This is a genomic window from Pseudonocardia sp. UM4_GMWB1 (genome assembly GCF_017312155.1).
GTDB lineage: Bacteria > Actinomycetota > Actinomycetes > Mycobacteriales > Pseudonocardiaceae > Pseudonocardia > Pseudonocardia alni.
The window spans coordinates 5,003,325-5,026,508 of record NZ_QJPN01000001.1; the positions used below are offsets into that span (position 1 = coordinate 5,003,325).

Consider the following 23,184-nt stretch of genomic DNA (forward strand, 5'->3'; position numbering starts at 1 on the left):
CCTCAGCCCTGATAGGTGGCGTAGTCGAAGGTCGAGTAGGTCTTCTCCCGGGTGGTGACGAACTCCAGGAGCGCCGGTGTGCCGTCCTCGGTCGCGGCGACGGCCTTGCGGATCGCGGGCACGATCTCGGCGGGCGTGGCGACGCGCTCGGCGTGCAGGCCGAAGGCCCGCGCCATCTCCGCGTACTCGCCGGTGATGTCGGTGCTGGCGAAGCGCTCGCGGGAGGTCGCCATGATCCGGTCCTCCATCGCCATGGCGGAGTTGTTGAACAGGATCGACAGGACCGGGATGCCGGCGCGCGCGCAGGTCTCGAGGTCCATGCCCGTCATGCCGATGGCGGCGTCGCCCCACACGTTGATGCACAGCCGCTCGGGCTGCGCGAGCTTGGCGCCCATCGCAAGGCCGAGGCCGTAGCCGAGCTGGGTGGACTTCCCCCAGCCCAAGTAGCTGTGGGGGGCCACCGACCGCCAGAACGGGGTCAGCTCGTCCCGCGGGCTGCCCGCGTCGTGGGTGATCGTGGTCCGCTCGACGTCGACGGTGTGCAGGAGGTCCCAGATCACGCGGTAGGGCGACAGCGGGGTCGCGGTGCTGGTCAGCAGCGGCCGCCACTTCTCGAGCCACGGGCCGTTCTGCGCCCTGATCCGTGCAGCCACCTCCTCGGCGCGGCCGCGGGGACGGCCGAGACGGTCGGCGACCGCCTCGAGCAGGAGGTCGAGGGCGAGCGCGGTGTCCCCCAGCAGGGCGTGCTCGGCCGGGATGTTCTTGTCCAGGTCGCCGGGGTCGGCGGTGTTGTGGATGAAGGACGTGCCCGCCGTGGGGAACCGGATCCCGAACGGGGTCGCGGAGAAGCTGGCCCCGACACCGAACACGACGTCCGCGTCCCGCACGTGCTCGAACACCGCCCGCGGCATGGCGACCCCGCCCGAGCCCAGGGCGAGCGGGTGGGTCTCGGGGAACGCGCTCTTCCCCTCGATGCTGGTGGTCACCGGCGCCTCGAGGAGCTCCGCCAGCTCGCGCAGCTGCCGCCACGCCGTCGCGCGGTGCACGCCCTGGCCCGCGTACAGCAGCGGCCGGTCGGCCTCGACCAGCGCGCGGGCCGCGGCCTCCACCGACCCGGTGTCGGGCGCCGAACGGGCGCGGCGCGACGGCGTGTAGGTCTCCAGGCCGGGCGCCGCCTCGTCCCAGACGTCCGCCGGGATCTCGACGAGCACCGGCCCGGGGCGGCCGTTGCGGGCCTGGGCGAACGCGCGGCGCAGCGCCGGGACGAGCCCGGCACCCGTCGTGACCTGCTCGGTCGCCTTCGTCACGTGCCGGAAGTTCAGCGCCGCGTTGAACGCGGGCGGGACCCAGGTCTCGGCCCGGGGCGCTCCCCCCGGGATGACGACGAGCGGGACACCCTCGGCGTAGGCCTGCGCGACGGCACCGAACGCGTTCTCGACACCCGGCCCCGACTGCATGCAGGTCACGCCGACGGTGTCGCCGAGCCGGCTGATCGCGTCCGCCATGTGGACGCCGACCCGCTCCTGCCGGACGATCACCGGACGGATCCCCAGGCCCGCCGCGGCCTCGATGAGCGGGTTCAGCGGGTAGGCGGGCAGGTGGGTCACCCCCTCGGACCGGAGGATCTCGGCCGCCGCGGCCGCGACGGTGGGTTCGGACCGGGTCGGTTCGGTCACCACGGGTTCACCAGTGCCCTTCGCTGGTCGGGAGACGACGGGGAGGCCCGCCGTCGGTCGTGCGGAACGCGGTCACCGCGGCACGGAGGTCTCGGCGTGCTGCGGCGCCTGTCGGTCGAACACCGTGGCGCCGCGTTCCTGCTCGGCCTGGTTGTCCGGGCCGAGGTCGATGTCGGGCCGGTCGCGGAGCAGGACGCAGGCGATCGTCCCGAGGACGAACATGCCCAGCAGGTAGAAGGCCACCGCGTACAGGGTCCCGCTGGACTGCAGCACGGCCGAGGCGATGAGCGGGGCGAACGCGCCGCCCATGATCGAGCCGATCGCGAAGGAGATGGCGACACCGGAGTACCGCACCGACGCCGGGAAGAGCTCCGTGTACCAGGCCGCCTGCCCGCCGAAGGCGAGGCCGGAGCCGAACGTGAACAGGGAGACCCCGAGGAACAGCAGCCAGACGCTGCCGGTGGACACCAGGGCGACCATCGGGAAGACCGCCAGGATCAGACAGCCGTAGCCGATCAGGTTGATCCGCCTGCGGCCGATGCGGTCGGCGAGCACCCCCGCGGCGTACGTGGTGAACGCCCAGACCACGGCCGCGCCCGTGATCGCCAGCAGCACGGACGTCCGGTCGAGCCCGAAGGGTCCGTCCGGGTCGGTCGTGTAGGCCGAGAGGAAGCCGCCCATGGTCACGTAGCCCCCGGCGTTGTTGCCCGCCATGATCAGCGCGGCGAGCAGCACGAGCGCCCAGTGCCTGCGGAACAGCTCGACGACCGGGGTCCTGCTGCGGGCCCGCTTCGCGGCCATCTCGGTGAAGACCGGGCTCTCGTCGACCGAGAGCCGCACGACGAAGCCGATCACGATCAGCACCACGCTGAACAGGAACGGGATCCGCCACCCCCAGTCGAGGAAGGCCTGGCCGGGCGAGATCACGCCGGTCATCAGGGCCGTGACGCCGGAGGCGAGGATCATGCCGAGCGGCGAACCGAGCTGGGGGAAGGCGCCCGCGCGGCCGCGCCACCCGCGTGGGGCGTGCTCGACCGCCATCAGCACGGCGCCTCCCCATTCGCCACCTGCGGCGATGCCCTGGAGGATGCGCAGGAGCAGCAGGAGGACGGGGGCGAGCACGCCCGCGGTCTCGAACGTCGGCAACAGGCCGATGGCCGTGGTCGCCCCACCCATGAGGACCAGCGTCGCGACCAGCATCGTGCGCCGGCCGACCCGATCGCCGAGGTGGCCCGACAGGAACGCACCCAGCGGCCGGAAGACGAAGCTGATGCCGATGGTGGCGAAGGACAGGAGTTGGGCGACACCGGCCCCCGCGGGCGCGAAGAACACCTGGGAGAAGACCAGCGAGGCGATGGTCGCGTAGATGAAGAAGTCGTAGAGCTCGATCGTGGTCCCGATGAGTGTCGCGAAGGCGACCCGTCGGGACTGGCGTGCGGACATCGCGGAGGCCGGCTCGCTCATGTTGCTCCTCTTCACTGAGGTGGCACGACGACGCCCCACTCCGGCGCCGCAACGATGCTTGCAAGGAGCATCGGAGGGCGGCCACCGAGCAATGACCGATCACGCCCGGTGGAGCCGCCGCGCACGGTCGGGACGGATGACGTACTCCCCGTGCCCGTCAGCGGCGGCCGCCGGCGGCGGGGGCGGTGGGGGCCGGATCCCGTTCCGGGTCCCAGCGGATCACGGTCGCCACCAGGGCTCCGGCGGCGGGGACGAGCGCGGTCACCAGGATCGCGCCGCCCGCACCGCCCGTCTCCTGCAGCAGCGGGTAGCAGAACAGGCCGACGGCCGCGGCGCCCGAGGCCAGGGCCGTCGTCACGCCGGTTCCGAGCGTCCCCCGCGCCGACCAGCAGGAGTTCTGACGCACCACCCTCACCGACATCTACTTCGCCGGAGGGCGTGGTCGGGCAGGTGAGGCCGGTGACCGCGTGGACCATGAGCGGACGCTCGGGCCCCGCCGCCGTCGCCTCGTCGGCGCTGACGGCGCTGATCCGCCAGCCCACCGACCGGGACGACCCCTCCGCACGGATAGCGGCCCGTGCGGCGGCCGACCTGACCGCCGGGGCCCTGCTGGACCGCGTCGACGGTCCCTCGCGACAGCCGAACCCGCGGGCCGCGCTCCTCGGCCGGGCCCGCCGCTTCATGAGCGACCACCTGCACGAGGCCGACCTCTCCCCCGCCTGTGTGGCCGCCTCCATCCCCATCTCCGAGCGGTACCTGTTCGCCCTCTTCGCCGACGTCGGCTCCACACCGGCGACCTGGCTGCGCGAGGCCCGGCTCGAGCGCGCGCGGCAGCTGCTGGACGACGATCCCGCGCGCCCCGTCCAGGAGGTGGGCGTGGCGGTCGGCATCCCGCGGGCCTCCCACTTCAGCAGGCTCTTCCGCGCGCGCTACACCGTGGCCCCCCGCGCGTACCGGGCCGTCGCGGCGCGCCGGCACCACGACGAATGACGTAGGCGGGACCGGCCGAGGCTCCGCACCGGTCCGGTCATTCGCGAGTTACCCCGTTCCGGGCCCGTCTCTAGCGTCGTGCTCGGCGCCATCGCGGACGCGCGGTGGCCGGTCCCGATCGGCCGAGGAAGGCGATGGCTGCAGCGATGGCTGACGAGAAACGACCCTCCGTACTGGTGGTCAGTGCCCACTCCGGTGACTTCGTGTGGCGCGCGGGGGGAGCGCTCGCCCTCTACGCCGAGCGCGGCTACGACGTGCGCATCGTCTGTCTGAGCTACGGCGAGCGCGGGGAGTCCCAGGGCCTGTGGCGGCAGGAGGGCATGACCCTGGAGAAGGCGAAGGCTGGCAGGCGCGCCGAGGCCGAGGGGGCCGCGGAGGCGCTCGGCGCCGCGATCTCCTTCCTCGACCTGGGCGACTACCCGTTGCGCATCGACGACGCCGGGCTCGACCGCATCGTCGGCGCGATGCGGTCGGCACAACCCGAGCTGCTGCTCACCCATGTCGCGAACGACCCGTACAACCGCGACCACGACGCCGCGCACGAGGCGACGCTGCTCGCCCGGCAGGTCGCGCAGGCCGCGGGCCACGACCGTTCGACGAGCCCGATCGGAGCACCGCAGGTGCTGCAGTTCGAGCCGCACCAGCCCGAGCAGTGCGGCTTCGCTCCGAACCTGCTGCTGGACATCACCCCGGTGTTCGACCGCAAGCGCAAGGCCATGGAGTGCATGGGAGCGCAGGCGCACCTCGTGCAGTACTACACCGATCTCGGCCTGCGCCGGGGGGTGCAGGCCGTGCGGAACGGCGGCGCCAGGTCGATCGTGCAGGCCGAGGCCTACCAGCGGGTGTTCCCGATCGTCGGGGACGTGCTGCTGTGACCGGCCACGTGATCGTCCGGACGACGCGGGGGCCGTCACCGCAGGTCGTCGACGCGCTGGCGACGAGCGGCGTCGCCACCGCCCACGAGGCCCACGGCCGTCGTGGGCTGCTCGGTCCCGAGCTGCGCCCGATCTACCCCGGTGCCCGGATCGCCGGACGGGCGGTGACCGTCCTGTCGCATCCCGGGGACAACCTGATGATCCACGCGTCGATCGAGCAGTGCCGGGCGGGCGACGTCCTGGTGGTCGCCACCACCTCGCGGTGCACCGACGGGATGTTCGGCGACCTGTTCGCCACCCAGCTGCTGCACCGCGGCGTGCGTGGCCTGGTCACCGACGCCGGAGTGCGCGACATCGCGGACCTGCAGGCGATGGGCTTCCCGGTGTGGTCGCGGGCCGTGCACGCGCAGGGCACCGCGAAGGCGGTCCCGGGATCGGTCAACGTGCCGGTCGTGGTGGCCGGTCAGCTCGTCCACCCCGGCGACATCATCGTCGCCGACGACGACGGAGTGCTCTGTGTCCCGCTGGCCGACGGCGGGACCGTCGTCGCGGCCGCGGCGGAACGCGAGGCGAACGAGGAGGCCAAGCGTCGCCGGTTCCGCGACGGCGAGCTGGGTCTCGACGTCTACGGCATGCGCCCCCTGCTGGAACGGCTCGGCGTCCGCTACGTCGACGACCTCGCCGACGGGGAGGAGACCCCGTGAGCACGTTCCTCCTGGTCCACGGCGCGTGGCACGGCGGCTGGGTGTGGGAGCGGGTGGTCCCGGCCCTGCGTGCCGCGGGCCACGACGTCCACACCCCGACCCTGACCGGGCTGTCCGACCGCGCCCACACCCTCACCCCGCAGGTCGGGCTCTCGACCCACGTCCAGGACGTCGTCGGGATGATCGAGGCCTACGACCTGCGCGAGGTCGTGCTCGTCGGGCACAGCTACGCCGGGCAGATCGTCACCGGCACGGCCGACCGGGTCCCGGAGCGCCTGGCCACCCGGGTCTACCTGGACGCCTTCGTCGGCGACGACGGAGAGGCCGCCATCGACCTGCAGCCCGCCACCGTGGCCGGGCACTGGCGCGAGGCCGCCGAGGGCCCCGGGTTCGGGTGGCTGGTCCCACCCCGGTCGCTGACAAAGCTCGGCGTCACCGAGCAGGCCGACATCGACTGGCTCACCCCCCGGCTCACCCCGCACCCCTGGCTCACCTACACCGAACCGCTCCGGCTGACCGGCAAGGGCGACCAGGTCCCGGCCGTGTTCATCGAGTGCGTGGAGTGGATGCGGGTCTTCGCGGCCCACGCCGAACGTGCCGCGGTCCGCGGCTGGCCGACGCACCGGCTCGCCACCGGTCACGAGGCCATGGTCACCGCGCCCGACGAGCTCGCCGCGCTGCTGCTCGAGATCGCCCCGAGCTGAGAGGACACGTCATGGAATTCCTGGTCCGCACCGAGAACAGGCTGCCGAACGATACTCCCGCCGACATCCGGGACCGGCTCAGGAAGGGTGAGCGGGAGCGGGCGACGGAGCTGCGCGAGGCCGGTGTCCTCCGGCGGCTCTGGCGGGTGCCCGGTCGCAACGCCACGATCGGCCTCTACGAGGCCGAGGATCCCGCCGCCCTGCACGACGCCCTCGTGTCCCTGCCCATGTGGACGTGGATGGACGTCACCGTCGAGGCGCTGGCCACCCACCCGCAGGAGAAGAAGGGGTGACCGCCCGGCTCGCCGGCGTCGTCGCGATCGTGACCGGCGCGGCGGGCGGTCTGGGGAGCGCGATCGCGCGGCGGCTCGCCGCCGACGGCGCGACCGTCGCCGCCCTGGACCTGGCGACCGATCCCGCGGAGCTGCGCAGGGACGACTTCCCGGGATCCATCGTCCACCGGGCCTGCGACGTCACCGACCGTACAGCCGTCAGCCGCACGGTCGGCGAGGTCGCCGACCGGTTCGGCGGCGTGGACGTCCTGGTCAACAACGCCGGGCTCCTCTCCGGCCGCGCGAGCCTGCTGGAGGCGACGCCTGAGGAGCTGCACCGCTTCTACGACGTCAACGCCGTCGGCCCGCTGCTCATGGTGCAGGCCTGCTTTCCCCACCTGCGGGACAGCGCGCACCGCGGCCGGATCGTCAACGTCGCGTCCCGGACGTTCTTCACCGGCGCACCGGGACAGATCGGCTACATCGCCAGCAAGGGCGCACTGCTCGGAATGACCCGGGTCATGGCCCGTGAGCTGGGCGAGCACCGCATCTGCGTGAACGCGGTGCTGCCCGCCCAGGTCGCCACGCCCGGCACCCGCGCGCACTCGGGCGACGAGGTCTTCGCCCGGACCATGTCCCAACAGGCGATCCAGGAGTTCGTGACACCGGAGGACTTCGCGGGGCTGATCGCGTTCCTGGCCTCCGCCGACGGCGCACGGATCACGGGCCAGTCGCTCGTCTGTGACGGCGGCGGTCTTCTGCACTGATCACCGTGGCCCACTCGGGTCACGCACGCCACGCATCCATCTCCGTCCCCGCCCGGTCCGAGAGGACCGGCTTGCTCAACGAGGAGCCTCATGGCCACCAGCACGTCGGCCCGGTCGGGAGGCACTGCCGCCCGCCGCAAGCCCGGTACGGTCGCGTTCGCCAGCTACATCGGCACGACCATCGAGTGGTACGACTTCTTCATCTACGGAGTCGCGGCCACGCTGGTCTTCCGCACGCAGTTCTTCCCCGGCTTCTCCGAGACCGCGGGGACCCTCGCCGCACTCGGTACCTTCGCCGTCGGATTCATCGCGCGCCCCGTCGGTGGCATCGTGATGGGGCACTTCGGCGACCGTGTCGGACGCAAGTCGATGCTGGTCGTCTCCCTGCTCATGATGGGCGTCGCCACGACCCTCATCGGTCTCATCCCCACCTACGAGACCATCGGCATCTGGGCGCCGATCCTGCTCGTGGTGCTGCGGCTGATCCAGGGTGCGGGTGTCGGTGGCGAGTGGGCGGGCGCGGTACTCATGGCCGTCGAGAACGCCCCACCGAAGCGCCGTTCGCTCTACGGCTGCTTCCCCCAGCTCGGCCTGCCGTCCGGCATCCTGCTCTCGCAGCTGGCCTTCCTGCTCCTCACCAGCCTGATGTCCCCGGAGGCGTTCGCCGCATGGGGGTGGCGGGTCGCATTCCTCAGCAGCGCGCTGCTCATCATCGTCGGACTCGTCATCCGGCTGGCCATCGAGGAGAGCGAGGACTTCGAGAAGGTCCGTGACTCCGGCACCGTCGAGAAGATGCCGATCGTCGAGGTGTTCCGGCGCAGCCCCCGACAGATCCTGATCGGCAGCCTCGCCTCCATCGCCGCACCGGCGATCGGCTACCTCGTCTCGGTCAACATGGTCTCCTACGGGACGACCAGGCTCGGCCTTCCCACCTCGACGATGCTGTGGATCCTCGTCGGCGTCAGCGTGGGCTGGATCCTGATGATGCTCGGCGCAGGCCTGGCGGGCGACCGTTTCGGCCGCAAGGCCACCTTCGCCCTGGGCGCCGGTATCGGAGTCCTCTGGGCGTTCCCGCTGTTCTGGCTCGTCGACACGGCCTCCGTACCGCTGATCGTCCTGGCACTGCTCGTCATCACCGCCGCGAACTCGATCATGGCGGGGCCACAGCCGGCGCTGATCACCGAGATGTTCCCGATCCGCCTGCGCTACAGCGGCGCCTCCATCGCCTACACGATCGCGTCGATCCTCGGGGGTGGGCTCACCCCGCTGGCCGCCACCGCCCTGCTCGCCGAGTTCGACAGCTCGATCGCCGTCTCCGTCCTGCTCGGGGCGGTGTCGCTGATCAGCCTCGTCGCGATCCTGTCCGCGAGCCGGCGCGTGCTGCACGCCGAGGAGCCCGAGCCCGCCTGCCGACTGCCCGACGAGGCCTCCGCCTGAACCGGCCCGGCGATGACGGGCAGCCGGACCGAGGTCGTCGGCAGGCGCGCGCGCTCAGGTCCGCAGCGCGACGATGATCGGCCGCAACTCCTCCACGAAGGACTCGGCGGGCCCCGTCATCGCTCCGCCGCGCCTGCGGAACACCCCGAACCGGCGCGCCCGGGTCCCCCCCGGCACGTGGAGGGACTCGATCGTCCCGGCCCGGCGCTCGGCGGAGAAGAGCGGCCGGGGCATGACGCTGAGGAATCCCGCGTCGGCCACCAGCGCCTTCAGCGCGACCACCGAGCGGGTCGTCACGGTGGTCCGCGGCTCGTCGAGCCCGGCGCGGCGGAAGATCTCGGTGAGGGCGCGGCGGGGCGCCGTCCGCGCCGGTGGCATCGCCCAGCGCTGGTCGAGCAGGTCGGCGAGCTCCACTCCCGGTTCGGCGCGCAGCGGGTGCCCGGTCGCGGCGACCACCGTGACGTGGTCCTGCCAGCGCAGGCTGCCCACGACGGCGATCCGCTCGTCCGCGTCGAGCTCAGCGCCGACGGCGACGTCGATCTCGGCGGCCGCCAGCGCCTCGACCAGCACGTCCTCGACCCCTTCGAGGATGTGGACCTCCAGCCCCGGGTGCCCGACCAGCAGCGCGTCGACGGCCCGCGGAACCAGGTGGGCGATCACCGACCCGACGCTGCCCACCCGCAGCGTGCCCCGGCCCCGGCCCTGCATGGTGTGGATCTCCTCCACTGCACGCTGGGCCTCCTCCTCGATGGCGCGGGCCCGCGGGGCCAGCGCGCGGCCGTACTCGGTCAGGCGCATGCCGGTGCTGTGCCGCTCGAACAGCGGTGCGCCGAGCGCCACCTCCAACCGGCGCAGCGACCGGCTCACCGCGGGCTGGGTCAGGCCGAGGTCGGCGGCCGCCCGCCCGACGCCCCCGTGTTCGGCCACCGCCAGGAAGGCCCGCAGCTGCCCTGCCTCGAAGGTCATGCCCAGAGGTTATGACTCTCGACGGTCCTATGCATTGGTTGCCTGTCCGCGATCCAGGATCCTCGGGCCCGGCCGGCCATCGGACCGGCGCTCTGCACCCGCAACGGAGGGATGGGCATGAGCACGACCGTGCGCGACGTCGTCGTGGCGCAGCTGCGAGCCCGCGGCATGACGACGGTCTTCGGCAACCCGGGCTCGACCGAGCTGCCGATGTTCCGGGACTTCCCCGACGACTTCGACTACGTCCTGGGCCTGCAGGAGTCCGTCGTCGTCGGGATGGCCGACGGCTTCGCCCAGGCCTCGGGCACCGCGGCACTGGTGAACCTGCACTCGGCGGCGGGGGTGGGTCACGCGATGGGCAACCTGTTCACCGCGTGGCGCAACCGCACGCCGCTGGTCGTCACGGCCGGACAGCAGGCGAGGTCGCTGCTGGTCGGCGAGCCGTTCCTGATGAACGAGCGGGCGACCGAGCTGCCGCGCCCCTACGTCAAGTGGAGCTGCGAGCCGGCCCGACCGCAGGACGTCCCCGCGGCGTTCGCCCGCGCCTACCACGTCGCGATGACGCCACCGCGTGGCCCGGTGTTCCTCTCGATCCCGGTCGACGACTGGGAGGTACCCGCCGAGCCCGGGGCGGAGCCCCGGCCGCGCCCCGTCGGCGCGGCGGCGCGACCGGACCCCGACCTCGTGGCGGGACTCGTCACCGCGCTCGACCGGGCGGTCTCCCCCGCGCTGGTCGTGGGCGCCGAGGTCGACCGTGACCACGCCTTCGCCGAGGTGGTCGCGCTGGCCGAACGACACCGGGCCCGCGTGTGGACCGCACCGCTGTCCCCGCGGTGCGGGTTCCCGGAGGACCACCCCCTGTACGCCGGGTTCCTGCCCGCGGCGCGCGAGACGATCCGGGAACGGCTCGCCGGCCACGACCTGGTGGTGGTGCTCGGCGCCCCCGTCTTCACCTTCCACGTGGAGGGGCGCGGTCCCCTGCTGCCGGCCGGCTGCGTCCTCTTCCAGGTCGTCGAGGACCCCGACACCGCGGCGTGGACGCCGGAGGGGACGGCGCTCGTGGGCGGCGTCCGCGCCACGGTCACCGAGGTGCTGGCCGCGAGCGCCCCGCCCGCCCGCTCCGCTCCGCCGGGCAGGCCACGCCCCGCGCGGCTCACCGCGCCCGCGGAGCTCACCGAGGCCTTCCTCCTGCAGACCCTCGCCGACGAGCGACCGGAGTCGGCGATCGTGGTCGAGGAGGCGCCCAGCACCCGCGCGGTGATGCAGGAGCGGCTGCCGTTCACCGGTCCCGAGACCTTCTTCACCTGCGCCAGCGGCGGGCTCGGGCACGGCATGCCCGCCGCGGTCGGTGTCGCGCTCGCCCGGCCCGGACAGCGGGTGATCGCGCTGCTCGGCGACGGGTCGAGCATGTACGCGGTCCAGGCGCTGTGGTCGGCGGCGCACGAGAACACCCCGGTCACCTTCGTCGTGGTGAACAACGGCGGCTACGCCGCCCTCGACGGGTTCGCCGCCCACTTCGGGATCGACAAGCCGGTCGGCACCGCGGTGACCGGCATCGACTACGCCGGACTGGCCCGCGACATGGGGTGCGCCGGCGTGACGGTGCAGCGCCCCGCGGAGCTCGCGGACGCGCTGCGGCGGGCACTGACCTCGTCCGGCCCCGTGCTCCTCGACGTACACGTCCGCTGACCCTGGGAAGGAACGACGACGATGTCCACCTACTCGGAGAACACCGCGGCCGGAGCCGCCGCCGACCCCGCACCGGGAGGCGGGGACGCGAAGGGCTCGCGTCGCATGCTCGCCTCGACGTTCCTCGGCACCACCATCGAGTGGTACGACTTCCTGGTCTACGGCTTCCTGGCCCCCGTCGCGCTCGACGTCCTGTTCTTCCCCCAGTTCAGCCCGCTGGTCGGCACCATCGCCGCCTTCAGCGTGTTCGCGGTCGGTTTCCTCGCCCGTCCGCTCGGCGGCATCGTGTTCGGTCACCTCGGTGACCGGGTGGGCCGTAAACCGATCATGATCTGGACGATGGCCCTGGCCGGCGCCGCGACGACGGCGATGGGGCTGCTGCCGACGTATACGACCATCGGGCTCCTCGCCCCGGTCGTGCTCGTCGTGCTGCGTTTCGTCCAGGGTCTCGCGCTCGGCGGCGAGTCCGCGGCGGGGCCCCTGCTCGCCACCGAGAGCGCCCCGGGTGGCCGCCGCGGGTTGTTCGCCGCGATCGTGCAGAGTGGCGCCGCGGGGGGCACGGTCCTCGGCGCGACCGCGGTGCTGCTCGTGGGACTGATGCCGCGGGAGGACCTGCTCGCGTGGGGCTGGCGCCTGCCCTTCCTGGCCAGCGCGGTGATCTTCTTCGTCGGCCTCTACATGCGGGTGCGGGTGGCGGAGTCGCCACTGTTCACCCGGGCCGTAGGCGCCGCGGGTGCCGAACGGATGCCGCTGCTGGTCGTGCTGCGCAGCCACAAGGCGGCCACGGCCCGGGTGTTGTTCGCCGCGGTGGCCGAGTCCTCGGTCTTCTACTTCACGGCGATCTTCGGCCTGTCCTACGTGACGGGCACCCTCGGGCTGAGCCCGGCACTGCCGTTGCTGGGAATCGTGATCGGCAACGGCCTGGGAATGCTGACCAACCCGCTGTTCGGCTGGCTGAGCGACCGGGTGGGGCGCCGGCCGCTGCTGCTGCTGGCCTACGCGCTCGGCTGCCTCTACGTGGTGGCCGTGTTCTTCCCCCTGCTGCGTACCGCCGATCCCGCCCTCGTCGTGCTCGCGCTCGCGATCCCCGGCGCGGTGCTGCAGCCCATGAGCCTCGCGGTGACCGGCAGCTTCTACCCGGAACAGTTCGACGACGCCCGGGTGCGCCTGTCCGGGATCGCCCTCGGCCGCCAGATCGGCACCGTCCTGGGCGGCGGGCTGCTGCCGGTCGTCTCGGCCGCGCTCGTCGCCGCGACCGGAGGGCTCACCGCCTCCCTCGTCTACTACGCCGCGCTGTGCGCGGCCGGCTTCCTCGCCGTCCTCCTCTCGCGGGAGAGCGCCCGCACCGCGCTCACCTGATCCGCTGTCCGGCCCGATCCCACCCCTCACCGGAGGTACCCCATGACCACGTCCGACGTGGCGGCCCCCGAGGTCACCGCCCTGCTCCACATCGGCGGGCAGGACCTGCCCACCGCGGAGTTCTTCGACGTCCACGACCCGGCCGCCCCGGAGCGCGTCGTCGGGCGCGCCGCGTCCGCCACCCCGCAGGACGCCGAGCACGCCGTCGCCACCGCCCACGCGGCCTTCCCGGCCTGGTCCCGGCGGGACACGGCCGAGCGTGCCGAGATCCTGCTCCGGGCGCTCGCACCGCTCGCCGGGCTGGCCCCGGCCGTCGCGCCCGTGCTGACGGCCGAGAACGGGAAGGTCCTCGGAGAGTCCTTCGCCGACCTGGCCGTGTTCGAGATGCGCTGCAGGCACGCCGCGTCGCTGGCCGCGACCTTCGAACCGTCCCGGACCCTGCCCGCCCCGCCCTTCCACACGGAGGTGTTGCGGCTGCCCGTGGGTGTCGTGACGGTGGTCGTGCCGTTCAACTGGCCGCTCGCCATCCTGGCCGCGAGCCTGCCCTATGCGCTGGTGGCGGGGAACACCGTCGTGGTCAAGCCGCCGCCCACCACCCCGCTGTCGGTGGTGCAGACGGTGCGGGCGCTCGCCGAGGGGCTCCCGCCGGGCGTGCTGAACGTCGTCACCGGCACCAACGACGCCGTCGAGCCGCTGCTCGTCGACCCGCGCGTGCAGCACGTCGTGTTCACCGGCAGCACCGCGGGCGGTCGCGCGGTGATGGCGCTGGCGGCGCGGTCACTGGCCGCGGTGACCCTGGAGCTGGGCGGCAACGACCCGGCCGTCCTGCTCGACGACGTCGAGCTCGACGAACGCACCGTGTCCGCCCTGGTCGGGGCGACGTTCATGACCTCGGGCCAGGTCTGCATGGCCGTCAAGCGGCTCTACGTCCCGCGCCGCCGCCGGGACGAGGTGATCGAGGCCCTGGGCGCGGAGCTGGACCGGCAGCGGACCGGGCCGGGCCTCGACCCGGCCAGCACCTACGGTCCCGTGCACACCGCCGCCGGACGCGACCGTGTGCTCGCCCAGCTCGACGAGGCGCGCGCCCGGGGGGCGGAGGTCCGCGAGTACGGCAGCCTGTCCGACGCGGTGGGTACGGGCCACTTCCTCCGCCCGTCGCTGGTCGTCGACCCCGATCCGGACCTCGCGATCGTCCACGAGGAGCAGTTCGGCCCGACCCTGCCCGTGCTCGCCTACGACGACCTCGAGCCGTTGCTCGCCGGTCTGGACGAGGAGTGGTCCGGGCTGTGCTCCTCGGTCTGGTCCGCCGATCCGGACCGTGCCGCCGCCGTCGCGCGACGGATGCGGACCGGGACCACCTGGGTCAACCAGGCGAACGCCACCGCGGCGGACGACCGCGCCCCGTTCGGAGGGTTCCGGCAGAGCGGGATCGGCCGAGAGCTCGGTCAGGACGGTCTGTACGCCTTCACCGAGCCGCACACGGTCACTCGACCGGCGTCGTGACCCGGGGTCCGTGGGCGGGCGGGCACCGCAGCAGGTGCGGTCCCAGCTCTCCCACGGACGTCACCCCGAGCAGGGCGAGGGCACGCAGGAAGCCCTGCCGGTAGAGGTCGTGGACCCGGCTCACCCCCTGCTCACCCCCGGCCATCAGTCCGTAGAGATAGGGCCGTCCCACCAGGACGGCGTCCGCCCCGTGCGCGAGCGCAGCCGCGAGGTCGGTCCCGGACCGCACCCCGCCGTCCAGGTAGACCTCGGCGTCCGTCCCGACCGCCGCCCGGACCTCGGGCAGCGCCGCGAGCGTCGACGCGGCACGGTCCAGCTGCCTGCCCCCGTGGTTGGAGACCGCGACCGCCTGGACCCCGCAGTCGACGACGGTCCGCGCGTCCCGGGGGTGGAGCACGCCCTTGACCACGATATCGCCGGACCAGTGCTCCCTCATCCACTCGAGGTCCCCGAAGTCCACCCCGGGATCCATGACCCCGTCGACGACCTCCGCGAAGCCGCCCCCCGCCTCCTCCAGAGCGGCGAACCGCAGCGGTTCGTGCGTGACCACGTCGATCCACCACCGCGGCCTGCGGGCGATCCCCGCCAGGGTGCGGAGGGTCAGGGTGGGCGGGATGGTCATGCCGCTGCGCAGGTCGCGGAGCCGTGCTCCGGGGACGGCGACGTCGACCGTCACGACGAGGGTGGTGAAGCCGGCCGCCGCCGCGCGCTCCAGCAGTCGGCGGGACGCGGCACGGTCGCGCCAGACGTAGAGCTGGAACCACCGGTCGGCCCCCGGCGCCGCCGCGGCGAGGTCCTCCGGCGAGATCGTGCCCATGGTCGACAGCGCGTACGGCACGCCCTCCCGCTCGGCCACCCGGGCCACCGCGGCCTCGCCCTCGTGCTGCACCATGCGGGTGAAGCCGGTCGGGGCGAAGACGAACGGCATCGACACGGGGCGGCCCAGGATCGTGGTGCCCGGATCGACCCGGCTCACGTCGCGCAGGACCTGCGGGAGGAACTCGACGTCGTCGAAGGCCGAGGCGTTGCGGCGTCGGGTGCTCTCGGTCTCCGCTCCGCCGTCCACGTAGTCGAACACCGAACGGGGCGTGCGGCGGCGCGCCATCTCCCGCAGGTCCTCGATGTCGTGGGCCCGCGCGAGCCTGCGCCGCACGGGGTCGCGGTCGCGCGGGGCCGAGGCGAGCAGCGGCGCGATCTCGCTCCACCGCGGGAGGCGCCGGGACTCCCGGGGACCCCGCCGGCGGTCACGCGACACGGTGCTCCTCCCAGGTACGGGCGGGCGGACACGCCGCCCACATCTCTCCGCTGCGCTCTGACATCGTTGTCGACTCCCCTCGTTCCGCCGGCGTGGCCACCTACCACGCACCGGCGCTCCCTCGACGAGCTGCCACCGGGTCAGCGGAGCAGGGCGCGCACGCGCAGCTCGACGGCGGCCGCCCGGTCGACGACTTCGGGCACCCGATCGGCGATGCCGACCAGCTCGGTGCGGACCTTCTCGTCCCGGATGCCGCCGAGGTTGATCTCCACGTTGAGCCGGGCCGTGGTGGCGGCGGCCCGGGCCGCCTCGGTGGCCGCGGCGACGTCGGTGACGACGTTGCGGTTCGCCACCGCTAGCAGGGCCTCGGCCAGGGCGACCAGCGCAACGGCGGTGCGGATGACGTCCGCGGGCGGGCCGGCGGCGCCGACCAGCGCGTCGGCGATCGCCTCGCTGCGGCGGGCCTGCTCGTCGTCAGTGCCGCGCGGCAGGGCGTACGCCTCGGTGACCGCGGTGAATGCGTCGGCGTCGGCGTCGGCGAGCGCGAGGGCCACGGCGCGGTCGGCCTCGGCGTCCTCGAGGATCCTGGAGACCAGGTCGGCGTGGTCGGCGTAGGCCGGGCCGCTCGTGTAGCGGGCGACCATGCTGATCAGTGCCGCGGCCTGCGCGGCGTGCAGCGCGGCCGTCGCTCCGCCGCCCGGGGCGGGCGCGCGGGCGGCGAGGGAGTCGAGGAACCCGCCGATCGTGGTGTCTGCCAGGTCCCCGGAGGTCACGAGAACACGACCGTCCTGTTGCCGATCACGGCGATCCGGTTCTCGGTGTGCCACCGCACCGCGCGGGCCAGGGCCCGGCTCTCGGCCTCACGACCGCGGGCGGCGAGCTGGTCGGGGCTCAGCGAGTGGTCGACCCGGATGAGCTCCTGCTCGATGATCGGGCCCTCATCCAGGTCCGCGGTCACGTAGTGCGCGGTGGCGCCGATGAACTTCACGCCGCGGGCGTGCGCCTGGTGGTAGGGCTTGGCGCCCTTGAAGCTCGGCAGCATCGAGTGGTGGATGTTGATGGCCTTGCCGTCGAGCTGCGTGCACAGGTCGTCGGACAGGATCTGCATGTAGCGGGCGAGGACGACGAGATCGACGTCCTCGCTCCGGACGAGCTTGACCAGCTCGGCCTCGGCCTCGGCCTTCGTCTCCCCGGTCACCGGGATGTGGCGGAAGGGCACCCCGAAGCTGTCCGCGATCCGGCCGAGATCGGGGTGGTTGGACACGACCGCGACGACGTCGAGGTTCAGCTCGCCGATGGAGTTGCGGAACAGCAGGTCGTTCAGACAGTGCGCGAACCTGCTGACCATGATGACGACCCGCTGCCGCCGGGCGGCGTCGGCGAGCTGCCAGGTCATGTCGAACCGCTCGGCCAGCGACCCGACGCGGCGGCCCAGGGCGTCGAGGTCCAGCGGGGAGCCGTCGATGCGGGCGAACTCGACCCGCAGGAAGAAGGTGCCGCTCGTCGCGCTGCCGAACTGCGCGCTCTGCACGATGGTGCACCGCTCCTCGGCGAGCAGGCCGGTGACGGCGTGCACGATGCCGGGTGCATCGGGGCAGGACAGCAGCAGAGCGCCGTGCTGGGCGCCCAGGGGCGGGGTCACGATGCCTCCAGGAGTACGCGCGCCGGCGTCGGCAGGGACGGCCGGGCCAGGTCGATCGGCCGGCCCGCGAGCAGGCGGGCCGCGGTGACGGTGTTGCGGAGCAGCCAGACGTCGGTGACCGGGCCGACACCGCCCGGCACCGGGGTGAGGGCGCGGACACGCGGGGCGACGGCGTCGTGGTCCACGTCGCCGACCATGTGCACCCTGCCGTCCGGTCCGGTGGCGGCGTTGATGCCGACGTCGATGACCACGGCGTTCTCGCCGACGTGCTCGGCCCTGATCAGCCCGGCCTTGCCCGCGGCGACGATCAGGACGTCCGCCCACCGGGTGTACCGGCCGATCCCGGTGGTGCGGTCGGCCCACTCGTCGACGGACTGCACGGTGGCCTGGCGCTCGTAGCCGAGCGAGATCGCGGGTTTGCCCACGTTGTTCGAACGGCCCACCACCACGATGTTCGCGCGGTGGTAGAAGTCGGCACGGTCCTCGCCGACGGAGTCGAGCCAGGTGTCGAGCAGGTGGAAGCAGGACGCGGCCGTGGAGGGCACGAACCGTGGGACGCCGAGGGCGAGCAGCCCGGCGTTCTCCGGGTGGACCGCTTCGATGTCCTTCATCGGGTCGATGGCCCGGAAGACGGCGGCCTCGTCGATGTGTGACGGCAGCGGGCGCAGGACCAGGATGCCAGACACCGCGGGGTCGGCGTTGAGCTCGCCGATCCGGGTGAGCAGCGCCTCCTGATCGGTGTCGCCGGGCAGCGTCTGCGGCGAGTAGGTCACGCCCAGCTCGTCCGCCAGCCGGCGCAGGCGCCGCTCGTAGGCGCCGGAGCCGTACTCGTCACCGATCACGACGGTGGCCAGCCCGATACCGAGACCCTCGTGGCGGAGGCGTGCGACGTCCACCTCCAGGCTCTCCTTGAGGGCGCGGGCGCAGGCACGCCCGTCGATCACCTGGGCACTCATCGCTGCAGGACTCCTCGGGTGGCGTGGACGGGTCAGGAGAGCGTGGCCAGCCAGCGCTGCCGCCAGGCCTCGGTGCTGTCCAGGTCGTTGAAGGTGAAGACGTGGAAGCCGGCCAGGTTGTTGTCCGGCCGGGCGAACGCCGGGGTGAGCCGCTCGACGAGCTTGTTCGGGCTGTACCCACCGGGCAGGAAGAACCGCCACAGCATGTTCTGCTGCTTGCTCAGGAACTTGGCGGACTGGCCCAGGCCGAGGCCCGCCGAGACCCGGATCAGCTTCTGCCTGCTGACGGCGCCGGGGATGCCGACGCGGATCGGCAGGCCGATACCGTCGGCGGCGACCGTGCGGGCCCAGTCGACGGTGGTGTCGCCGTCGAAGCACAGCTGGGTGATGACCTGCGTGGCGTGCGGCGCCTTGGCCTTCAGAGCCGCCTCGATCAGCTCGTCGCTGATCTTCCCGTGCCCTTCGGGGTAGCCGCCGATCCCGACGGTGGAGAACGGGTGCCCGATCTCCTTCAGCGCCTGCAACAGGCTCAGCGCGTCGGGGTACTCCCCCGCCTCGGCCGCGTCGCCGCCGATGACGAACACGCTGTCGGTGCCCGCCTCGCGCAGCCGCGCGACGAGGTCCTCGAGGTGCGCCCGGTCCCTGACCTGCCGGGCGGCCAGGTGCGGAGCGGCCCGGTAGCCGGCCTCGCCGAGCCTCACCGCGAGGTCGATCGTCGGGCCGAGCCCCTTGGCCTCGGTGGTGGTGACGGTGAGCGCGACGTCGGTGGGGACGTGGGCGAGCACCTTCTCCTCGGCGCTCCTGAAGGGGAGGATCTCGTAGGTCGCGTCGCGCAGGGCACGGGCGAGGGCCTGTCTGCCCGTCGGACGCCCGGCCGCGGGGGTCCGCTCATTCTGTACCGAGGTCATCACGTGCTCCGGTAGTCGTTGCGTGCGAACCGGACGAACGGCACCGGCGCGACGGTGGCCCGGACCGTCCAGGTCGTGTGCTCCTCGACCTGCGGCTTCGCCGAGTTGGGCTCCTCACCCCAGACGACGGTGACCTCGGTGCCGGGCTCGGCGTGCTCCTTGTCCAGGGTCGCCAGCGAGACCATGGCGCGCTCATTGGCGATGTAGCCGCAGTCCAGCGAGATGCCGACCTGCTTCCCGTCGCGCAGGACCTTGTCCTCCTGGTGCAGCGCGTAGCGGATCTTCGGCAGGTCGAGGTACTTGGCGCCGGGCCCCTTGCCGAGCAGCGAGCCGATCGCGGCGGTGACGTCGTCGTTGTCCCAGACGAGCGTGACCTTGGTGCGCGGCGGGTTCGTCGCCAGCTCCTCGAGGGCTGCGCGACCGACGAACTCGTGGTCGAACTTGACGTTGCGGTCGTAGCCGATGTCGTAGGGCGTCAGGTAGTAGTCGGCGATGTCGTCGGAGTCGACGCTGCCGCCGATGGCACCCACGGCGGACGCAGGCAGCCACTCGCGGTATGCCTGGAGCAGCGGGTCGTCCCCGAAGATCGCCGGGATCGGCGCGGGCACCCAGCCGGACTCCAGGTTGGCCGTCGAGTAGGCCTTCGCCCCGGCCCGGACCAGCGCGTGGTCCTCGCCCGCCTCGAGCAGCGCGGCGAGGACGGCCTCGCCGTCGGCCCACGGTCCGAACAGCTCGAACCCGGGCTGGCCCGCCATGCCGTGACGCAGCCCGCGCACGGCGTGGCCCGCGATGGTGAAGTCGGCCATGTGGAAGAACTTCGTGTCGGGCAGCGCGGCGCCGGTGGCCTGCTCGAGCACCGCCGCCGCCGTGGGGCCCTGCAGCTCGTAGCGGTAGAACCTCGGCGGGCCGTCCGTGCGCACGGCGGAGTTGTCGTCCCGCTCGGCGGTCACCTCGTAGTCACCGCGCTCGAGGTGGAACAGCACCCAGTCGATGACCATCGGGTGGCCGACGAGGTCGAACAACTCCTCCTCCAGGTGGAACAGGATCGCGTCGCCGATCAGCTGCCCGCTCGGGTTCACCGCCACGAACTGCTTGGCCCTGTTCACCCCGAAGTTCGCGAAGGTGTTGACCGCCAGGTCGCTGAGCAGCCGCAGCGCGTCCGGACCCTCGAGGAACAGGTCGGTCATGTGGTGCGACTGGTCGAGCAGCGCGCACGACTCCGCCCAGGCCCGCTGCTCGGAACGCCAGTTGCTGAACTCCGGGGCGACCGGGAACGTGTGCGCGCGGGCCGCGGTGTTGCGCAGCAGCTCGACAGGGTTCCCGACGCGGGCGAGGGCCGCCGCAAGACTCTCGGACGTCATGATCGTGTATGAACCTCTCCTGGGTGGCCTGGTTCGGTGCACCGCCTGCGAGACCACCTCGGGCAGCGCCACCGGTCCGGGTCGTGCGGACCTACTACGACGCTAGGGAACGAGCCCGTCACCAGGGATCACGCGGATGACCGGACCGGGCATCGCCGGCCGTCGCGGATCGACCGGGACAAGTGACGTAGACCCGGCGCGACCACGTCGGATGTCCTGCCCGGGGCGCGACGCACGGCCCGGCGGCGGCCGACCGGGCGCCGATCCCGATGTCCCGTGGGCCGGGCAGGATCGCGGGTGCCCCATCTGGGGAAGGACCCACGATGCCCGAGACACCCGCGCCCCGGGGACGGTTCGACGACCTCGTCGCCGGGACCGGCACCCGGTTCGACGGAGTCCGGCGGGTCGCCCCGGACACCGCCCGGTCAGCGCCGTGAGAGCGTCGCGGACGCGCGGCCGACGACGCGCACCGCATCCGCCGACGCCGCCACGTCGTGGACCCGCACCCCCCAGGCACCCGACCGGGCCGCCAGCACCGTGGTCGCGACCGTCGCGGCGTCCCGGAGCCGCGCCGGGCCCTCGGCGCGCCCACCCGTGAGCACGTCGGCCAGGAAGCGCTTGCGTGAGGAGCCGACCAGGACCGGGAAGCCGAGCTCCTGCAGCTCGTCGAGGCGAGCCAGCAGGGTCCAGTTGTGCTCGGTGAGCTTGGCGAACCCCAGCCCCGGGTCGAGCACGAGCCGGTCCGGGTCGACACCGGCCTCGACGGCGTCGTCGATCCGCATCCGGAGCTCGTCCGCGACCTCGCGCACCACGTCGCGGTAGACCGCCGCCGCGTACATGTCCCGGCTGCCGCCGCGGGAGTGGTTGAGCACCCACGGCACCCCGGCCGCGGCGACGACCCCGGCCATGGCGGGATCGGCGAGGCCTCCGCTGACGTCGTTCACCAGCACCGCCCCCGCGGCCACGGCGGCCTCCGCCACCGCGGCCCGGGTGGTGTCGATGCTGACCGCGACGCCGGCCGCCGCCAGCCGCTCCACGACCGGGACGACCCGACGGAGCTCCTCGGTCACCGGCACACGCTCCGCGCCCGGCCGCGTGGACTCCCCGCCGACGTCGACGTAGTCAGCACCCGACTCCCACATCAGCGAACCGTGGTCGACGGCGGCAGCGGTCCGGTCGTAGCGCCCGCCGTCGGAGAACGAGTCCGGGGTGACGTTGAGGACCCCCATCACCAGGCACCGGTCCGTGCGCGGCAGCGCCGTGCGGGACGCGGGGACACGGTCCGGCAGTTCGATCGACACGGCTCCTCCTGGTGGCCGGCCCCGGACCGGCGGTCAGGCCCGGTTGTCGAACAGCGCCAGTCCCGCGGCGGTGTTCGAGGCCGGGACGTGGTAAGCGGAGTGGACCGTGCGCACCTGCTCGTTCAGCGCGCCGCGCATGACCAGCCACATGATCAGCTCGATGCCCTCCGAACCCGCCTCGCGGATCAGCTCCTCGCGGGTGAGCCGGGCGAGCTTCTCCGGGTCGTTCCCGATCGCCTCGAGGAACATGTGGTCGAACGTCGGGTTGATGAACCCGGCACGCGCGCCCGCCAGCTGGTGGGACATGCCACCGGTGCCGAGGATCCCGACCGTGCCGACGCCGTCGTAGTTCGCGATCGCCCGCCCGAGGGCGCGGCCGAGGGCGTAGCACCGGGCCGCGGTGGGCTGCGGGTAGCGGATCACGTTGACCATGATCGGGATGACCGGGCAGGGCCAGGCGTCACCGGGCTCCGGCGTCCAGACCGACAGCGGCACGGTGAAGCCGTGATCGACGTCCAGCTCCTGGAAGACGGTCATGTCGAAGCCGTCGTCGACCAGGCTCTGCAGGAGATGGAACGACAGGTCCGGATCACCGACGACGTCCGGGACGGCGCGCCTGCCGAAGCCCTCGTCCGCGACCTCGTAGCTCTCGGCGGTACCGATCGCGAAGGTCGGCACGATGTCCAGGTCCACGCCGTTGGCGTGGTCGTTGTAGACGAGGATCGCCACGTCCGGCGTGTGCTGCGCCAGCCACTCGCGGGCGGGCCGGTAGCCCTCGAACAACGGTGCCCACACCGGCTCGCCGGTCATCCCGCGGTCCATCGCCGCGCCGATCGACGGGACGTGCGACGTGGCCAGCCCCCAGATCACCTCAGACATCGGTGCGCCCTCCGGCCAGCATCGCGGCCTCGAACTCGTCCTCGGACATCCCGGTGAACACACCGCCGAGGTACTGCATGGACAGCCCGTCCATCATGGCAAGCTTGTAGACGTAGAAGATGCTGCCGCCCAGGTCGAGCATCGCCTGCCAGTCCCGCTCCAGGACGGCGGTCGTCTGCTCGTCGGACAGCGCGTAGCGCGCGCAGTACGCGGCCTCGTCGGCGACGAACTCGCTGCGGGCGGTCCCGCTCACCAGCGACATGAACAGCTTGTTCATGTGGCGACCGCGACGGCTGGTCGGCCCGTCGAAGACATAGGTCCCCGGCAGCTCCGGCCTGCTCTGGCTCGTCATGTCATGCTCCCTGGCTCGGGCCCGCGCCGCAGTCGCGCCGTACGGTCCCCTCCGACGCTAGGACGGCGACCCGCACAGGCCATCGCCCGCTTGTCGAGACCCGTCCGGGACACATGACGTAGAC

The 23,184-nt window shown here is 72.9% G+C and carries 23 protein-coding genes; 10 read left to right on the forward strand and 13 right to left on the reverse strand.

Going from position 1 to position 23,184, the window contains the following annotated elements; genetic code table 11:
* Nucleotides 1-2: 2 nt before the first annotated feature.
* The 3 genes from DMP15_RS23370 to DMP15_RS23380 form a co-directional block, all read right to left on the reverse strand.
* Nucleotides 3-1,676 carry a thiamine pyrophosphate-requiring protein gene (locus DMP15_RS23370; RefSeq protein ID WP_179760813.1) on the reverse strand — a complete coding sequence of 558 codons (1,674 nt, stop codon included), beginning with the start codon at nt 1,674-1,676 and terminating at the stop codon, nt 3-5.
* Nucleotides 1,677-1,748: 72 nt separating this feature from the next.
* A complete protein-coding gene (locus tag DMP15_RS23375; protein ID WP_073575413.1) occupies nt 1,749-3,140 on the reverse strand; it encodes an MFS transporter in 1,392 nt (463 codons plus the stop codon).
* A gap of 157 nt (nt 3,141-3,297) precedes the next feature.
* Entirely contained in the window at nt 3,298-3,555 is a 258-nt protein-coding gene (locus tag DMP15_RS23380) for a hypothetical protein (protein ID WP_337826449.1), read from the reverse strand.
* A 44-nt stretch (nt 3,556-3,599) separates the two neighbouring features.
* Between DMP15_RS23380 and DMP15_RS23385 the strand changes: the two genes are divergently transcribed.
* The 7 genes from DMP15_RS23385 (at nt 3,600) to DMP15_RS23415 (ending at nt 8,889) form a co-directional block, all read left to right on the forward strand.
* Nucleotides 3,600-4,130 (forward strand): helix-turn-helix domain-containing protein, encoded by a 531-nt coding sequence (locus tag DMP15_RS23385; RefSeq protein WP_337826450.1) that lies wholly within the window; start codon nt 3,600-3,602, stop codon nt 4,128-4,130.
* Nucleotides 4,131-4,306: 176 nt separating this feature from the next.
* Nucleotides 4,307-5,005, forward strand: a complete 699-nt coding sequence (locus DMP15_RS23390; RefSeq protein ID WP_304580102.1) for a PIG-L deacetylase family protein — start codon at nt 4,307-4,309, stop codon at nt 5,003-5,005.
* Nucleotides 5,002-5,709 carry a 4-carboxy-4-hydroxy-2-oxoadipate aldolase/oxaloacetate decarboxylase gene (locus DMP15_RS23395; RefSeq protein WP_253067316.1) on the forward strand — a complete coding sequence of 236 codons (708 nt, stop codon included), beginning with the start codon at nt 5,002-5,004 and terminating at the stop codon, nt 5,707-5,709. The genes DMP15_RS23390 and DMP15_RS23395 overlap by 4 nt, the downstream gene beginning before the upstream one ends.
* A complete protein-coding gene (locus DMP15_RS23400) occupies nt 5,706-6,413 on the forward strand; it encodes an alpha/beta fold hydrolase (RefSeq protein ID WP_073575417.1) in 708 nt (235 codons plus the stop codon). Before DMP15_RS23395 ends, DMP15_RS23400 begins: the two co-directional genes overlap by 4 nt.
* Before the next feature lie 11 nt (nt 6,414-6,424).
* Entirely contained in the window at nt 6,425-6,706 is a 282-nt protein-coding gene (locus DMP15_RS23405; RefSeq protein ID WP_073575418.1) for a muconolactone Delta-isomerase family protein, read from the forward strand.
* The gene (locus tag DMP15_RS23410) at nt 6,703-7,452 is read left to right on the forward strand and encodes an SDR family NAD(P)-dependent oxidoreductase (protein ID WP_073575419.1); all 750 of its coding nucleotides are present in this window, start codon (nt 6,703-6,705) and stop codon (nt 7,450-7,452) included. The genes DMP15_RS23405 and DMP15_RS23410 overlap by 4 nt, the downstream gene beginning before the upstream one ends.
* A 90-nt stretch (nt 7,453-7,542) precedes the next feature.
* The gene (locus DMP15_RS23415; RefSeq protein ID WP_073575420.1) at nt 7,543-8,889 is read left to right on the forward strand and encodes an MFS transporter; all 1,347 of its coding nucleotides are present in this window, start codon (nt 7,543-7,545) and stop codon (nt 8,887-8,889) included.
* 54 nt (nt 8,890-8,943) lie between these two features.
* Here DMP15_RS23415 and DMP15_RS23420 read toward each other — a convergent pair whose 3' ends face one another.
* Nucleotides 8,944-9,855 (reverse strand): LysR family transcriptional regulator, encoded by a 912-nt coding sequence (locus tag DMP15_RS23420; protein WP_073575421.1) that lies wholly within the window; start codon nt 9,853-9,855, stop codon nt 8,944-8,946.
* A 117-nt stretch (nt 9,856-9,972) separates the two neighbouring features.
* Here DMP15_RS23420 and mdlC point away from each other — a divergent pair, with 117 nt between their 5' ends.
* From mdlC to DMP15_RS23435, 3 genes are read left to right on the forward strand one after another with little or no spacing between them, the layout of a single operon-like run.
* Nucleotides 9,973-11,544 carry a benzoylformate decarboxylase gene (gene mdlC, locus DMP15_RS23425; protein ID WP_202417742.1) on the forward strand — a complete coding sequence of 524 codons (1,572 nt, stop codon included), beginning with the start codon at nt 9,973-9,975 and terminating at the stop codon, nt 11,542-11,544.
* A gap of 21 nt (nt 11,545-11,565) precedes the next feature.
* Nucleotides 11,566-12,903: an MFS transporter gene (locus tag DMP15_RS23430; RefSeq protein WP_073575423.1), complete on the forward strand. Its 1,338-nt coding sequence runs from the start codon at nt 11,566-11,568 to the stop codon at nt 12,901-12,903.
* Nucleotides 12,904-12,945: 42 nt separating this feature from the next.
* Entirely contained in the window at nt 12,946-14,406 is a 1,461-nt protein-coding gene (locus DMP15_RS23435) for an aldehyde dehydrogenase family protein (RefSeq protein ID WP_179760822.1), read from the forward strand.
* On the opposite strand, the gene DMP15_RS23440 is transcribed toward DMP15_RS23435, so the two are convergent.
* From DMP15_RS23440 to DMP15_RS23480, 9 genes are all read right to left on the reverse strand, one after another.
* The gene (locus DMP15_RS23440) at nt 14,387-15,661 is read right to left on the reverse strand and encodes an alpha-hydroxy acid oxidase (protein ID WP_073575425.1); all 1,275 of its coding nucleotides are present in this window, start codon (nt 15,659-15,661) and stop codon (nt 14,387-14,389) included. The two genes, DMP15_RS23435 and DMP15_RS23440, sit on opposite strands and share 20 nt — an antisense overlap.
* Before the next feature lie 140 nt (nt 15,662-15,801).
* The gene (locus tag DMP15_RS23445) at nt 15,802-16,434 is read right to left on the reverse strand and encodes a cyclodeaminase/cyclohydrolase family protein (RefSeq protein ID WP_337826451.1); all 633 of its coding nucleotides are present in this window, start codon (nt 16,432-16,434) and stop codon (nt 15,802-15,804) included.
* Entirely contained in the window at nt 16,431-17,303 is an 873-nt protein-coding gene (gene purU / locus DMP15_RS23450) for a formyltetrahydrofolate deformylase (RefSeq protein WP_337826452.1), read from the reverse strand. The genes DMP15_RS23445 and purU overlap by 4 nt, the downstream gene beginning before the upstream one ends.
* Entirely contained in the window at nt 17,300-18,259 is a 960-nt protein-coding gene (locus DMP15_RS23455) for a bifunctional 5,10-methylenetetrahydrofolate dehydrogenase/5,10-methenyltetrahydrofolate cyclohydrolase (protein WP_337826453.1), read from the reverse strand. The genes purU and DMP15_RS23455 overlap by 4 nt, the downstream gene beginning before the upstream one ends.
* Nucleotides 18,260-18,291: 32 nt before the next feature.
* Entirely contained in the window at nt 18,292-19,167 is an 876-nt protein-coding gene (locus DMP15_RS23460) for a methylenetetrahydrofolate reductase (RefSeq protein ID WP_337826454.1), read from the reverse strand.
* Nucleotides 19,167-20,528: an aminomethyltransferase family protein gene (locus DMP15_RS23465; protein WP_073575429.1), complete on the reverse strand. Its 1,362-nt coding sequence runs from the start codon at nt 20,526-20,528 to the stop codon at nt 19,167-19,169. The genes DMP15_RS23460 and DMP15_RS23465 overlap by 1 nt, the downstream gene beginning before the upstream one ends.
* 425 nt (nt 20,529-20,953) lie before the next feature.
* A complete protein-coding gene (gene folP, locus DMP15_RS23470) occupies nt 20,954-21,757 on the reverse strand; it encodes a dihydropteroate synthase (protein ID WP_073575516.1) in 804 nt (267 codons plus the stop codon).
* A gap of 105 nt (nt 21,758-21,862) precedes the next feature.
* Nucleotides 21,863-22,708, reverse strand: a complete 846-nt coding sequence (locus DMP15_RS23475; RefSeq protein WP_073575430.1) for a class III extradiol dioxygenase subunit beta — start codon at nt 22,706-22,708, stop codon at nt 21,863-21,865.
* A complete protein-coding gene (locus DMP15_RS23480; protein WP_337826455.1) occupies nt 22,701-23,060 on the reverse strand; it encodes a protocatechuate 3,4-dioxygenase in 360 nt (119 codons plus the stop codon). Before DMP15_RS23480 ends, DMP15_RS23475 begins: the two co-directional genes overlap by 8 nt.
* Nucleotides 23,061-23,184: the final 124 nt, after the last annotated feature.